The sequence below is a fragment of the Lentzea tibetensis genome, from assembly GCF_007845675.1.
GTDB lineage: Bacteria > Actinomycetota > Actinomycetes > Mycobacteriales > Pseudonocardiaceae > Lentzea > Lentzea tibetensis.
In genome coordinates, this window is sequence record NZ_VOBR01000002.1 from 267,083 (window position 1) to 281,340 (window position 14,258).

A 14,258-nucleotide genomic window follows, 5' to 3' on the forward strand; every position below is an offset into this window, starting at 1 on the left:
ATTCCTGGATCATTGAAGTGTGTCCACATCTCATGACGACCTGTACAAGCGCTACCTCAGGGCCACGATCAGCCAGGACGCCGACGCGGTGGCCGGGCTCTTCACCGACGACGGCGTGATCGAGGCGCCGCTCGTGCCCGCCGGGGGAGCCTTCCCCACGCGCATGGAGGGGCGCGGGGAGATCCGCGAGCAGCTCGCCGCGTACTACCTGCGGCCCGCCGACACGGAACGCCAGGTCGACTTCGAGAAGTCCCGGTACGTGCTGCACGACACCGCCGACCCGGACGTGTTCATCGTCGAGATCGACACCGCGTTCACCACGCCGAGCGGGCCCACGACCATGTCGCTGGTGCAGATCTTCCGGCTGCGCGACGGGCAGATCTCCTTGATCCGCGACTACTTCGCACCGGACGCCGTGGCGTAGTCGTGGCCCGACTGGTCAGAGCGACTGCAGAGTCTCCAACGACCTTCTGATGGCGCCGAGCTCGCGGGGGAGCTTGTCCTGGAAGACGGGGTTGGTCTGCGCGGTGCCGACGAACCACAGTCCGAACGCGACCTCGCGGATGGCGATGAACATGTCCAGGTGGTCGAGGTGGGCCTGCGGCAGTGGCCGGTGCGCGGTGTAGCCGTCGATCAGCGCGGTCCGCAGTGCCGGGTAGTCGCCGCGATGACGCAGCTCCCACAGCGCCACGGCGACGTCGTAGATGCGGTGGCCGATCCCGCAGTCGTCGAAGTCGATCAGCTTGACCACGTCGCCCGCGAACAGCGCGTTGTCCAGGTGCAGATCGGCGTGGATGAGGCCGAAGGTCTCGGGACCTTCGCCCAGCTGCGTCATGGCTCGCCGCGCTGCCGCGGCGACCCGGTCGAAGGCTCGGCGGAGATCGTCCGGCAGCAGGTCCCAGACCTGGGCGGCGTTGATCCCGCCGTACTGCATGGTGTCGCCGAAGAAGGTCTCCCAGTCCCACCGGGTCCGGACGAAGCCCGCGGGGTGCGGCCAGGTGTCGGCGTGGTTGTGCAGCCGGGCCATGGCAGCGCCCAGCCGGTGCAGGTGCACCGGCCGGGGTGAGCGGGTGTGTCTGCGGCCGTCCATCCAGCGCAGGACCGAGCAGGTGCGCGGCTGCGGTGCACCGGGAGCCGAGGTCGTGGTGGTCAGCTCACCCTCGCGGGTGGGCAGAGGCTGGGGTGTCAACAGGTCTGCCTGCGCCCGCAACGCCATCGACCAGCGCAGCTCGGAGGCGATGGCGGCGGTGGAGTCGATGAACCGCCCGTGGCGCATCGGCCGGTGCACGCGCAGCAGGAACCGTTCGACCGCGCCCCCGTCGGTCCGCGCACGAACCTGGAACGTCGTGTTCTCACCGTGTGCGACGAACCGCAACGTCGGATCGGTCAGCGGATACTCGGTCAGCGCGCGCACCGCGATCCGCCGAGCCTGGTTCACCTGCTCCCGGTGTGACAGCACGGCGCACTGTCCCACGACACCGCGGCAGCGACAACTCACTTGAGCTCTTTGTCCACATAGGACGATCGAGCTGTTCAGGGCCGACTTTCACGGGGCCAGTACGTACCAGCTGCCTGCCTCGCCCGGCGCGGCTTCCGGTGCGTCGCCGAAGTAGACCGGTCCGCGAACCCGCAGCGCGATACCGATCATGTACACGTCGCCGACGGCGGCGACCGAGTTCATGATCAGACCGAGGAGGACGAACGAGGACAGCCCGGCCGGCGCGAAAGCGAGTACCGGCAGGCCGAGCACCGGCAGGACCGTCATCGGCGCCGCGAGCACCGCGATCATCGGCCAGCGCGGCAGGTACCAGCCCGGCGCGTCGGTGTACGCGTACCAGCCCTTGAACCCGAACACCGGACGCGTCCTGGTGAACAGCCACAGCAGCACTCCGTGCACGGCCTCGTGCACGACGATCGTGAGCACGTACGTGACGATCAGCCCGCCGACGAGGATCCCGATGATCACCGGGGCCGACACGTGCTCGACGTCGAACACCCAGCCCTGCGGGCGAACGAGCGAGGCGAGCAGCGCGATACCGGCGACCGACACGACTCCCCACGGCAGCGACAGCAGGGAGATCTTGAGCCACAGTTTGCGGTCGCCCCGGAGGTGCAGCGTCCCGCCGAGCACGAAATCACCGGGGAGGGATCGACGAGCCAGCATGCCGAAGGCTAGCGCACCGATCATGACGATCCCCAGCACGAGAACGGGGTTCAAGTCGTCCGCGACTTGAACCCCACTGAGATGGAACTACTCGATGCCGCGCAGGATGTGCGGATCGGCCTCGGTCTCCGCGCCGAGCAGGTGACCCGACAGCGCCCAGCCCTCGAGGTCGGTCATCTGGTGCGGGATGGTCAGCTCGGCGGTGTCCGGTTGCACGGGCTCCGTGTTCATCGTCATCATCCTCCTCGTTTCATGCCACCAGGTTGAGTCGCGCGCGGTCGCGCAGCTCGCCGCGGACGGCGCGCGCGAAGATGCGGTAGGTCGTGTCGGTCGGCTCGACGTCGAGCTCGTCGTGCAGGCGGCGCAGGCAGATGTCGTACCAGAGCCGCACCTGGCCCAGCTGTCCCTGCTTGCCGTGCACGAGCATCAGCGTCTGGTACAGCTCCTCCTGGTACGGGTCCACCGCGAGCAGCTGCTGGCACAGCCGCACGGCCGCCAGGTGATCGCCGCGGCGCAACGCGTCCGCGCGCAGGTAGTTCAGCGCCTGCAGGACGAGTGCCTTGCTGCACGCGCGCTGCTCGTCGATCCAGTCGGCGGACTCGACGGCCAGGAAGTCGCCGCAGTACAGCTCGACCGCACGGGTGTAGTGGCGGTGCGCGTTCGGGTGGTCGCCCGCGACTTCGGCGGCTCGTGCCGTGTCTATCGCGGACGAGAAGTCGTCGAGGTCGAGCCACACGTCGTGCGCTTTCAGCAGGTAGCCGTGATCGCGGTTCACGATTTCCACCGCGGGGTGCGCTGAATCGGGCGGCAACGACTGCAGGACCTGGCGCACGCCGTGCATGGCCACCTTGAGGGAGCTGCCGGTCGGTGACCATTCCTGCGTCGGCCACAACACCTGGTACAGCTTGTCCCTCGGCACCACGCGACCCCGGTTGACCAGCAGGTACTGGAACAGGCTCCGGGCCTTGCCCGCCCGCCAGCGCTCGACGGGGCGTCCGCCCACGTGCACCGAGAAATCGCCGAAGAATCGTGCTGCCACGGCGGGGCCTGTCGTTTTCTGCAGCATTGTGGCGACGCCTTTCCTGCCGAGCTGATGTTTTCCTCGACGTTATGGCGTGCGTCACTGCTGCTCAAGTGGGGTTCCACTGGAAGGCTGATGATGTGCGGAAGGTCGTAGCAGCACTACGACCTAGGTCGCAACAGTATTTGTCGAATACGTCCCGGGTTGCCTGACCAGTTCATTTGGATAGGCTGCGAGAGGCGGCGCCGTTACCCCGGCCGAGCCGAACCAGAGGGGTCCACATGCTAGTGGAACACGAAATTCGGGTGGCAGACCGGGTCGCGGCCAAGCATATCTGGCTGAGTTGGCTCGAAGCGCGGCCCGCGGTGCAGGGCATCTTCACGCTGAGGTTCATCTGCGGCGCACTGCTCGCCGATTATCACACTGATGGAGTAGTTTGGCCGCGCGTGATCGCGGTAATGGCGTGCTGGATCGCGGCCATGTGGGCGGTGTACGTCATCAACGGCATCGCGGACATCGTCGAGGATCGCGAAAACGGCTCCGCCCGTCCCATTGCACAGGGTGTTCTGCCGCTGCGTTCCGCGAAGGCCGTTGCGAGCGCGCTCTGCGTGCTCGCAATCGGCTCAGCGGCGCTCATCTCTCCGGTGGTGTGCGCGCTGGTCCTGGCCTTGCTCGCGGTGGGATACGCGTACTCGATGGGACCGCGTCCGCTCAAGGGAAATGTGCCGGGTTTTTTCGGCGCGGTTGTCGCTTTGGGTTGCCTAACCTATCTCGCCGGGTGGTATGCCGCGGGAGCTGGTCACGTCGACGCGCCGTTGGTGCTGTTCGGAGCGGCGATGTCGCTCTGGATGGGGTTCGGCGGCGCCACCAAGGATCTTTCCGATACGGCCGGGGATCAAATTGCCGGACGTCGCACGTTGCCCGTGGTGCTCGGCGATCGGGCCGCACGTGCCGCGATGGCGATTGGCGCGAGTCTGGTCGGGTGGGGATTTCTCCTCGCGAGTCTGCTGTGGATGCCGTCGCTCGCGCAGGCCGGGTTCGTGGTGTGCGCGGGTTCGATCGTGCTCGCGATCGTGGTGACCAGCGCGGTGAGTCAGGGGGATCGCTTCTCCCGCCGGCGTCCGTACCGCGTCTTCATGATTACCCAGTACGCCGCTCATCTGGTGCTGCTGATGTCCATGATCTTGAAATAGCAATCTCCGATGTTAGTGTGACGGGCGTCGCACGATGACGGTGTCACGCAGAGTGGTGGGGCGGCCACGGATTGTCTGGGGGAGGTCCGGCGGTGACGGACGGTCGATTAGAGGAACAGCGTCGGGGGTTTCGCGCTGAAGTGCATCAAGAAGTAGTTGAAGCCTTTACCGCTCGCCTTCACCGGGAACGCAGTCCGCTCATTGTCCTGTCCGATGTCCGCGAGCAGTTGGTCCGCCAGGCCGCGACGGTGCTCGCCGACGTGGAAGCCGCCGTCACCAGACGTCCCGTCGCGCCGCAGCCCGTGCTGATGCGGGAGATCGGCGTCAACCGGGCGCTGCACGCCATTCACCCCATCGAATCGGTCCGCGCCGCCACCGCGTTGTTCGAGGTCGCGCTGCCCGTCGTGATCGACGAGCTGCGCGCGGGCGGCCACGACGAGACGGAGCTGCTCGCGGCGGGCACGGCACTGCACCGGTCGATCATGTCGCGCATCGCGCAGGGCTCGGTGTCGTACGCGAGCTACCTGCTGAAGAAGGTCAACAGCTCGCACGAGGACGAGCGCCACCGCATCGCCCGCGAACTGCACGACCGCGTCGCGCACGCCGTCGGCAACGCGCTGCAGCACCTGCAGCTGCACGACGTGTACGTGCTGGACGACCCGGACCGGGCGCGCGCGAAGCTCAAGGCCGCCCAGGAGGTGCTGAACGACGCGTTCGACGTCATCCGCCACCTCGCCACCGAGCTGCGCGAGTCCGCGGTGGAGGCAGGCGGCCTGGAGGTCGCGCTGTCGAACTACCTCGACGCGCACGCGCCGTTCGGCATGGTGCACACCGTCCTCGTGCACGGCACCGTGCTGCGACTGCCCGCCGAGGTCGTCGAGGAGCTGTACCTCGTGCTGCGCGAGGCGGCCCGCAACGCGTTGCTGCACGCGGCGCCGCAACGCGTCGACGTCGAGATCGAGGTGGGCGACACATCGGTGCGGGCCGGCGTGCGGGACGACGGGTGCGGGTTCGACGTGGACGGCGTGGACCGGGCGGAGGGCATGGGCCTTGATTCCATGCGGGAACGGGTGGAACTGCTCGGCGGCACGCTCGTCGTGGCCAGCGCACCCGGTGCGGGCACCACGGTCACGGTCTCACTGCCCTGGCTGGACGCGGAATGAAGGTGCGCATCGTCCTGGCGGACGACCACACCCTGTTCCGCGAGGGCCTGCGCGAGCTGCTGTCCACCGACCCGGACTTCGAGGTGGTCGGTGAGGGCGCCAGCGGCGACGAGGCGATCGCGCTCGTCGACCATCACCACCCTGATGTCTTGCTGCTCGACGTGGAGATGCCCGGCCCCGGCGCGAAAGCGGTGATCCAGTCGCTGCGTGCGGGACATCCGGACATCAACGTGATCGTCCTGACCATGCACGAGGGCGCGGGAATGGTGCGCGACCTGCTGCAGAGCGGCGCCGCGGCCTACCTGGTCAAGAACATCGCACGGGACCAGCTCGTCGCGGCGGTCCGCTCGGTGAGCCGCAACCGGGAGAACGTGGTGCTGTCCATCCCGCGCGAGACCATGGACGCGCTGGAACCCCCTGAGGCGCAGGAGAACCCGCTGTCGGCCCGCGAGCTCGACGTGCTGCGGCTGGTGGCCAAGGCGATGAGCAACGCGCAGATCGCGGCCGCGCTGTTCATCAGCGAGGGCACGGTGAAGCGCCACCTCACCAACATCTACGGCAAGCTCGACGCCGTCTCGCGGGTCGACGCCATCAAGAAGGCCGCCGCGGCCAACCTGATCAGCGGCCTGGAGTCGCAGTGAGCGGTGCGCCGGTCCGCGTGGTGCGGCCCGCCGCCGCGCACGCGTGCTCGAGCCGTCGCATCAGGTCGGGCAGCTCCTCGACGGGCAACGCCTGAGCCCCGTCGCACAACGCCGAAGCGGGATCGTGGTGGCTCTCCACGATGATCCCGTCCGCGCCGACGGCGGCCGCGGCCAGCGCCAGCGGCACGACGCGTCCGCGCGCACCCGCCGCGTGGCTCGGGTCGACGATCACCGGCAGGTGCGTGCGTTCCTTCAGCACGGTGACAGCGGCGAGGTCCAGCGTGAAGCGGTAGCTGGTCTCGAACGTGCGGATACCGCGCTCGCACAGCACCACCTGCGTGTTCCCGCCGTCCAGCAGGTACTCGGACGCGAGCAGCAGCTCGTCGACCGTCGCCGCCAGACCGCGCTTGAGCAGGACCGGCACCCGTGTCCGGCCGGCCTCGCGCAGCAGCGTGTAGTTCTGCATGTTGCGCGCGCCGATCTGGATCATGTCGACGGACTCGGCCACCACGTCCAGGTCGCGGACGTCGACGACCTCGGTCACCACCGGCAGGCCGGTGAGCTCGCGGGCCTCGGCGATCAGCCGCAGGCCCGGCACGCCGAGGCCGTGGAACGAGTACGGCGAGGTGCGCGGCTTGAAAGCGCCTGCCCGCAACGCATCCGCTCCCGATGCGCGCACCGCGGAGGCGATCGTGAGCAGCTGGCTGCGGTTCTCCACCGAACACGGGCCCGCGATCACGGTGAAGGACGGGCCACCGATCTCGGCGGACCCTAGAGGCACCGGCGTGACGGCGGGGCGGCCCGCGAGGCGGGCGGAACGGGGGTACGCGGCCGGGAGCTTGGCGACGTCCAGCACGCACGGCTCGTCGGCCAGCAGCGCGGCGATCTCGTCGCGGTTGCCGGACAACGACAGCAGTGCCGGGGTGTGCACGCGCAGGCCGGTGCCCGCGAACTGCACGAGGTCGATGATCCGGCGCCGGTCGACGGGCGCGCACGCCTCGCTCAGCATGATGACGATCATGTGGTCAAACCCTTCAGTAGACGGGCGTAGTCCTGCAGCACGCCGTGCTCGGCGCCGGCCGGGTGGTGCGCCTCGATCACCAGGCCGCCGCCTGCGTCCGGCTGGACGTTCACGACCAAGGTGAACTTCGAGGTGCGGTACTCCGGCTCGACCACCGGGCCGGTGCCCGAGTCGAGCACGAACATGACGTCGACCAGCGGTGCGGCCGCCAGGTACTCGGTGGGGTACAGGCGTTCGACGAGGTGCTCGAACGGCACCTGGCTGTGCGCGAACGCCTCCAGCGCGGTCGTGCGGGCGCGGCGGACCAGGTCCTCGACCGTGCCGCTGGTGTTCATGCGCAGCACGATCCGGTTGACGAAGTAGCCGATGGTGCGCTCCACGTCGGGGGAGCGGCCGGAGACCGATGTGCCGATGGCGACGTCGTCCCGGCCGGTCCGCGTGCCGTGCAGGCGGGCGAAGAGGGCGAACAACGTCATGAACGGCGTGGCGCGGAACCGTCGTCCCAGTGAGCGCACGAGATCCGCTGTCTCCTGAGGGATCCGCACCCGCTCCACAGTGGACTGACACGACCTGCCGCTGCGGGGTTCGAGCCCGTCGAGCCTGCGCCGCCAGTACGCGATCTGCTGCTCGGCCTGGCGTGAGCCGAGCCACCTGCCCAGACGCGCCGCGTGCTGGTGGTACTGCAGCGGCGCCTCCGGCAGCGCTTCGCCCCGGTACGCGCGGGTCAGCTCGTCGACGAACACGCGCATCGACCAGCCGTCGTTGGCGATGTTGTGGATGTTCACCAGCAGCACGTCGTCCACGAGGCCCACCCTGATCGGCGGCTCCTCATCGAGTCGGAACGGCCGCAGGTTGTCCTCGCGCAGCGCCGTCTGGACGTCCGTGTCGACGACGCGCAGCTCGGTGTGACCACAGGACTCGTGCCACAACGCGCCGTCGTCCCAGCCGAACGCCGAGGTCAGCACGTCGTGCCGGTCGAGCACCTCGTGCACCGCGCGGCGCAGCCGAGTCAGGTCCACGGGCGAGGGCAGCCGCAACGCCCACGGCCAGCTGTACGCCGGGTCCGCGGGGTCGGCCTGGTTCAGCCGCCAGAAGCGCAGCTGTCCCGGCGTCGTCGGCTTGCGCGCCGTCAGCAGCGCGAGCAGCTCGCGTCGTTCGTCGGACGAAGTCACGCCACCAGGGTCACCGAACGCGGTTCGTCACCGGTTACGTAACCGCGCCGCGCTACACCCGCACGATGAACCTGTTGACACCGAAGGAGAATCCGGACGCGCCGGTGCGGCTCGTGTGCTTCCCCAACGCGGGCTCCGGCGCGGCCGCGTACCGCGCGTTCGCGCCGCTGCTGGCGCCGGAGGTCGAGCTGACGATCGTGCGGCTGCCCGGCCGCGAGGCTCGGATCGCCGAGGAACCGCACCGGAAGCTCGGTGAGCTCGTGCCCGCGCTCGCGGACGAGCTGGCGCCGTGCCTGGACGTCGGCGCGCGAAGGCTCGCGTTCTTCGGGCACAGCATGGGCGCGCTGGTGGCGTTCGAGCTGGCCAGGCACCTGCGCCGCACCGGAGCCAGGCTGCCGGACAAGCTGGTCGTGTCCGGCAGGCCCGCGCCGCACGTGCCGTACCCGCCGGGGTACGAATTCGTGCACGACCTGCCGGAGGACCGGCTGGTGCGACGGCTGCGCGGGTACGCGGGCACGCCGGACGAGCTGCTCGCGGACCCCGAGCTGCTGCGGATGTTCCTGCCCACGCTGCGGGCGGACTTCGAGGTCGTCGAGACCTACCGCCACCACCCCGAACCGCGGCTGCCGTGCGACATCGCCGCGTACGGCGGGCGCGCCGACGAGGAGGTGCCACCGGCGACCGTGGCGAGCTGGGCCGAGCACACCTCGGGCGCGTTCCGGCTGCGGCTCTTCGACGGCGGCCACTTCTACCTGGACGACGCCCGCTCCGAAGTCGCGAAGGCGGTCCTCACCGACGTGTGAGGACCGCCTTCCCGGCAGGGGTCAGTTCCCGGCGACGGGAACGCCTTCGAACTCCTCGTCCACCAGATCCGCGACGGCCTCGGCGAAGTCCACGATCCGCGGGTCCCGCGCCAGCTCCTCGGCGAGCTGCGCGCAGGTGGGCGTGGTGAACACGTCCCGCACGGACAACGCCACGTCGAACGTCTCGTTGAGCTTGTTCGCGAACCGCGTCCCGGTCAGCGAATCGCCGCCGAGCTGGAAGAAGTTGTCCCGCACGCCGACCGCGGGCAGCTCCAGCACCTCGGCGCACACCCCGGTCACCAGTGCCTCCAGCGGCCCGCACGCCACCGCGGTCTCGGACACGGCCACCTGCGCGGCGCGCGAGGTGAGCGCGAGCCGGTCGACCTTTCCGTTGCCGGTCAACGGGAACGCGTCCAGCGCGCGGACGTCCGCCGGCACCATGTAGCCGGGCAGCTGCGACCGCAGGAACTCCTCGATCTCCGGCGACCCGACGACGAAGCACACCAGCCGCCTCGCCCCGCTCGCGGACTCGGGCGCGACCACGACGCAGGACTGCACGTCCGGGTGGCGTTCCGCGCACGCCTCGATCTCACCGAGCTCGATGCGGTGCCCGTTGACCTGGACCTGGAAGTCGTCGCGACCGAGGATCTCGATCGAGCCGTCCGGCAGGTAGCGCCCGAGGTCGCCGGTCGCGTACACCCGCTCGCCCGTCGACGGCAGCCGGAAGAACTTCTCCCTGGTCCGCTCGTCGTCGTGCCAGTAGCCGTGCGCGAGACCGACGTCGCTGCCGACCACGATCTGGCCCGGCACCCAGGTCGGACGGTCCTGCCAGCGCTGGTCGAGCACGTGGTAGCGGTGGTTGGTCATCGGCCTGCCGTACGGGATCGACGTCCACTCCGGCGAGATCTCGCCGATCGGATTGATCACCGACCAGCAGATCGTCTCGGTCGGCCCGCCGGAGCCGATCACCCGGACGTCCGGCGCCAGCGCGCGCAGCCGGTCCGGCAGCGTCAACGGGATCCAGTCGCCCGCCATCACGACCGTGCGCAGCGAGTCCAGGTCTCCGGGGGAGGCGTCGTCGACGAGCAACTCGACCAGCGCGGGCACCGAGTTCCAGAAGGTGACACCGGTGCCGCGCACCAGCTCCAGCCAGCGCGCGGGATCGGGCCGTTCGCTCGACTCCGGCACCACGGCGCAGCCACCGGCGGCGAGAACGCCGAACAGGTCGTACACGGACAGGTCGAAGTGCAGCCCGGAGATGGCGAACGCGCGGTCGTCCGGCCCGACCCCGAGCCGGGAGTTGATGTCGGACAGCATGTTCACCACACCGCGGTGGTCGACCATCACGCCCTTGGGCCTGCCGGTCGAGCCGGAGGTGTAGATGACGTACGCGAGATCGGTGGGGGACTGGACGCTCTCCAGCTCCTCCTCCGGGAAGCCGGTGAAGTCGTCGACGGTGAACGTCCGGACGTCCTGCGGGAACTCGCGCAAACCCCGCTGTGTCAGGACGAACCGGACGTCGCCGTCACGCAGCAGGAAGCGCAGCCGCTCGTCGGGCACGGCCGGGTCGATCGGCAGGTAGGCCGCGCCGGAGGTGAGCACGCCGTACACCGCTGCGTACTGCTCCCACCCCTTCTCCATGACGATCGCGACCAGCTCGTTCGGCCGTGCACCCGCCTCCCGCAGGCCGCGGCCGATCCGGGTGGCGCACCCGCGCAGCTCGGGGAACGTCAGCGTGCGATCCGCGGCGATCACCGCAGGCCCGCCGGACGAGGGCAGCAACTCGTGCAACAGCACGGATGGCACCTCGGCGGCGGTCCGGTTCACATGGGCCCGCACGGCGAGGTCCGCACCCGGCACGAGCTCCGGCTGCTCGACGTGCCACTGCGCCTCGTCGTGGATCAGCCGCTCGATCAGCCGCACGTACGCGGCGAACATCGCGTCGATCAGGCCGGGCGGGAACATCGCGTCCAGGAAGTCCCACTTGAGGTGCAGGATTCCGTCGATCTCGCGGATCTGGAAGTCCAGCAGCACCTGCGGGGTCTGCGAGATGCCGTAGGTCTCCCTGCCCAGCGCGGACACCTGGCGTCGCGGTGGGTGGCCCAGCAGGCTCGTCACCACGATCGGCATGGCCGGCCGCAGCCCGGCGAACTGCCGCTGCCGCACCAGTTCCCGCAGCACCTGCACCCCGTTGAAGTGCCGGTGCTCCAGGTCGCTCCACATCTGCTCCTGGATGTCGCGCGCCCGCTCGGCGAACGTGCCGTCGGTCTTCTCGACCGCGACGAGCAGCGTGTTGGTGAAGTCGCCGAGCAACCGGTCGATCTCCGCGTGCATCGGCAGCCGGTCGAAGATGGGGAAGTTGATGGTGAAGCGGTCGTTCTTGCACCACGTCCGCAGCACCTCGGCGAACGCCGCGACGAGGATGCCCGACGGCGTCACGCCCGCCTTCTTCGCGCGCTCCTTCAAGCGGTCCCACTCGTCCGGCAGCACGTCGTGCGCGCGCCGGTCGAACTTCACCTCGCCCCGCGGGTTGGTCACCATCGGCAGGTCCGGCGCGGCGGGCAGGTTCGGCACCCGCGACACCCAGTACTCGCGCGACCTGCGGTAGGCGTCGGAGTTTTCCAGCGCCGCCTTGGACTGCAGCACGTAGTCGCGGAACGTGATGTCCAACGGCGGTAGTTCATCGGAGTTGGATGCCGCCTCGGCTGGGGTACTCGCCTCGGCGGGCGGGTTCTCGTAGAGTTCGATCAGGTCAGGGAAGAGCACCTGGAACGCGCTCCAGGCATCCATGATCAGCAGGTCGATGCCGACGTGCAGGCGGACCTTCTCGTCGTCCAGCAGGGTGAGCCGGATGTCGTAGAGCGGCCAGCGGTCGGAGTCGAGCACCTGGTGTGACATCTCCTCGCGGGTCGCGAGCGCGTGCGCCTCGGCCTCGTCCGCGGGCAGATCACGCAGGTCGGCGACGCGGATGTCCTCGCCGTCGGTTTCGGGCAGCACCCGCTGCGTGCCGTCGGGCAGCACGACCGCGCGCAGCATGTCGTGGCGGCGCACCAGCTTCCGCCACGCTGCGCGGAACCGGTCGACGTCGAGCCCGTCGCGTTCCCACTCGAAGTAGCCGTGGCAGCCGACGTTGCCGAAGTCGACCGCGCTGCCGCGGCCGATCCACAGCGCCTGCTGGGTCTCGGTGAGCGGGAACGGCTCGTACCGAGCGGACTCGTCGGCCCGCACGGTGGGGAACTCCTCGGGCGCGATGCCCTGCGCGCGCAGCGTCTCGACCTTGCGCGCCACCTGCGCGATGCTCGGCGCCTGCACGAGATCGGTCAGGCCGAGCTCGACGTGCAGCTCGTCGGTGATCCGGCTGAGCAGCCTGATCGCGTTCAGCGAGTCGCCGCCGAGGTCGAAGAAGTTGTCCAGCACACCGACCTCGTCCATCGCCAGCACGTCACCCCACACCGCGGCGAGCGCGCGTTCGAGGTCGTCACGCGGCTCGACCAGCTCGACGTCCAGCTCGGGGCGCGTGCGCGGAGGCGGCGGTAGCGCGGCGCGGTCGATCTTGCCGTTGGCCGAGATCGGCATGTCGTCGACGACGACCAGCACCGCGGGCACCATGTAGTGCGGCAGCTGCTGGCGCAACGCCTTGCGCACCGCGGCGAGCAGCGGCGGCGCGGTGCGGTCCGGCTCGACGTAGCCGACGAGCTTGCGCTCGCCCTCGACGTGCTCGTACGCCGTCACGGCGGACTGCCGCACACCGGGTTGCTGGGAGAGCACGGACTCGATCTCGCCGAGGTGCACGCGGTAGCCGCGGATCTTCACCTCGTTGTCGGTGCGGCCGACGACCTCGATGATCCCGTCCGGCCAGCGGCGCGCGACGTCACCGGTGCGGTAGAGCACCGGGTTCGGGTCGTCGTCCAAAGGGTTCGACAGGAACTTCTCGTCGTTGGCGTCGGGCCGGTTGAGGTAGCCCTGCGACAGGCTGGCGCCGGACACGAACAGCTCACCGGGCGTGCCGGTGGGCACGGGGTGGAACTCGTCGTCCAGCACGTGGACCCGCACGCCGGGCACCGGCAGACCGACGGGAGGGGCCCGGTGCGCGCGTTCGTCGGCGGTGAGCGTGCGGCCGATGGCGGACAGGTTGCACGTCGTCACGACCGTCGCCTCGGACGAGCCGTAGACGTTGACGACCTCGAACGGCAGGTGGTCCGGCGGCCACGAGCGCAGCCGCTCACCCGCGATGCGGACGTTGCGCAGCTCGGTCTCCGCGGGCCAGTCCAGCGTCCAGGTGCGTTCCGCGGTCGCGGTGAGCAGCAGCGCGTGCGTCACCTCCTCGGCGACGAGCCACTGCTGCAGCGCGTCGGCCTTCGCGGCGATGTCGGACGCGGGGATGCACACCGTGCCGCCGGCGGCGAGCACGGGGAAGCAGTCGACCTCGACCAGTCCGGCACCGGGGGAGGAGAGCCACGTGCCGCGCGTGCGATCGGTGATGCCGCACTGGTCGACGAGCGTGCCGATGAGCGTCCTCAGTGGACCGTGTCGCAGCAGTACGGCCTTCGGGACGCCGGTGGAGCCGGAGGTGTAGGCGACGTGGCACACCGTGTCGTCGTCGACATCGGCGCCGGGGTTCACCTCGGGGGCGTTGCGCCACTCGTCGCTCTCGGTCAGCACGACCGGGAACTCGCGGTCCAGGCTGATCCTGTTGAGCAGTTCCTCCCTGGTCACCAGCGCGACGGCTTCGGCGTTGTCCAGCATGAACGCCAGCCGCGCCTCCGGGTACTCGGGATCGAGCAGCACGACGGCGGCGCCGAGTTTGAAGATCGCGAGCTGGGCGACCAGGCTCGCGGTGCCGCGCTCCAGGCACAGTCCGACTCGGGAGCCCGCGGTCACACCGAGCGCGCGCAGGTGCTGCGCGAGCCGGTTCGCGAACCCGTCGAGGTGGGCGAAGTCGATCGCGGCCTTGTCGTGGCCGGTGTTCTGTTCGACGGCGACCGCGCGGGGATCACGGCGGGCCGCCTGCTCTACGAGCTCGTGGAAGTACAGCTGTCGTTCCGGCACGACATGTCCACCTTTCCGCACACGGATACCA

Annotated in this window: 12 protein-coding genes; 5 read left to right on the forward strand and 7 right to left on the reverse strand. The window is 69.6% G+C overall.

What is annotated here, in order from left to right; all coding sequences use genetic code 11:
* Positions 1 to 19: 19 nt before the first annotated feature.
* On the forward strand, positions 20 to 424 hold the full coding sequence (locus FKR81_RS03220; protein WP_146349375.1) for a nuclear transport factor 2 family protein: 405 nt from the start codon (positions 20 to 22) through the stop codon (positions 422 to 424).
* Between the two features lie 15 nt (positions 425 to 439).
* Here the strand turns inward: FKR81_RS03220 and FKR81_RS03225 are convergent, their stop codons facing one another.
* The 4 genes from FKR81_RS03225 to FKR81_RS03235 form a co-directional block, all read right to left on the reverse strand.
* The gene (locus tag FKR81_RS03225; RefSeq protein ID WP_146349376.1) at positions 440 to 1,459 is read right to left on the reverse strand and encodes a phosphotransferase enzyme family protein; all 1,020 of its coding nucleotides are present in this window, start codon (positions 1,457 to 1,459) and stop codon (positions 440 to 442) included.
* An 87-nt stretch (positions 1,460 to 1,546) separates the two neighbouring features.
* Positions 1,547 to 2,188, reverse strand: a complete 642-nt coding sequence (locus FKR81_RS03230) for a DUF3267 domain-containing protein (protein ID WP_146349377.1) — start codon at positions 2,186 to 2,188, stop codon at positions 1,547 to 1,549.
* 63 nt (positions 2,189 to 2,251) lie between these two features.
* Positions 2,252 to 2,395 (reverse strand): hypothetical protein, encoded by a 144-nt coding sequence (locus FKR81_RS43270; RefSeq protein WP_186762730.1) that lies wholly within the window; start codon positions 2,393 to 2,395, stop codon positions 2,252 to 2,254.
* A gap of 19 nt (positions 2,396 to 2,414) precedes the next feature.
* Complete coding sequence (locus FKR81_RS03235) at positions 2,415 to 3,203, reverse strand: AfsR/SARP family transcriptional regulator (RefSeq protein WP_186762731.1); 789 nt, start codon at positions 3,201 to 3,203, stop codon at positions 2,415 to 2,417.
* A gap of 263 nt (positions 3,204 to 3,466) precedes the next feature.
* Between FKR81_RS03235 and FKR81_RS03240 the strand changes: the two genes are divergently transcribed.
* From FKR81_RS03240 to FKR81_RS03250, 3 genes are all read left to right on the forward strand, one after another.
* Positions 3,467 to 4,378 (forward strand): UbiA family prenyltransferase, encoded by a 912-nt coding sequence (locus FKR81_RS03240; RefSeq protein ID WP_146349379.1) that lies wholly within the window; start codon positions 3,467 to 3,469, stop codon positions 4,376 to 4,378.
* 248 nt (positions 4,379 to 4,626) lie between these two features.
* A complete protein-coding gene (locus FKR81_RS03245; RefSeq protein ID WP_146349380.1) occupies positions 4,627 to 5,541 on the forward strand; it encodes a sensor histidine kinase in 915 nt (304 codons plus the stop codon).
* Positions 5,538 to 6,182, forward strand: a complete 645-nt coding sequence (locus FKR81_RS03250; protein WP_146349381.1) for a response regulator — start codon at positions 5,538 to 5,540, stop codon at positions 6,180 to 6,182. The genes FKR81_RS03245 and FKR81_RS03250 overlap by 4 nt, the downstream gene beginning before the upstream one ends.
* On the opposite strand, the gene aroF is transcribed toward FKR81_RS03250, so the two are convergent.
* On the reverse strand, positions 6,160 to 7,203 hold the full coding sequence (gene aroF, locus FKR81_RS03255; RefSeq protein WP_146349382.1) for a 3-deoxy-7-phosphoheptulonate synthase: 1,044 nt from the start codon (positions 7,201 to 7,203) through the stop codon (positions 6,160 to 6,162). The genes FKR81_RS03250 and aroF overlap by 23 nt on opposite strands.
* Complete coding sequence (locus tag FKR81_RS03260) at positions 7,200 to 8,375, reverse strand: condensation domain-containing protein (protein ID WP_146349383.1); 1,176 nt, start codon at positions 8,373 to 8,375, stop codon at positions 7,200 to 7,202. Before FKR81_RS03260 ends, aroF begins: the two co-directional genes overlap by 4 nt.
* A gap of 65 nt (positions 8,376 to 8,440) precedes the next feature.
* Here FKR81_RS03260 and FKR81_RS03265 point away from each other — a divergent pair, with 65 nt between their 5' ends.
* Entirely contained in the window at positions 8,441 to 9,178 is a 738-nt protein-coding gene (locus tag FKR81_RS03265) for a thioesterase II family protein (protein ID WP_146349384.1), read from the forward strand.
* 21 nt (positions 9,179 to 9,199) lie between these two features.
* On the opposite strand, the gene FKR81_RS03270 is transcribed toward FKR81_RS03265, so the two are convergent.
* A complete protein-coding gene (locus FKR81_RS03270; protein WP_146349385.1) occupies positions 9,200 to 14,227 on the reverse strand; it encodes a non-ribosomal peptide synthetase in 5,028 nt (1,675 codons plus the stop codon).
* Positions 14,228 to 14,258 lie beyond the last annotated feature (31 nt).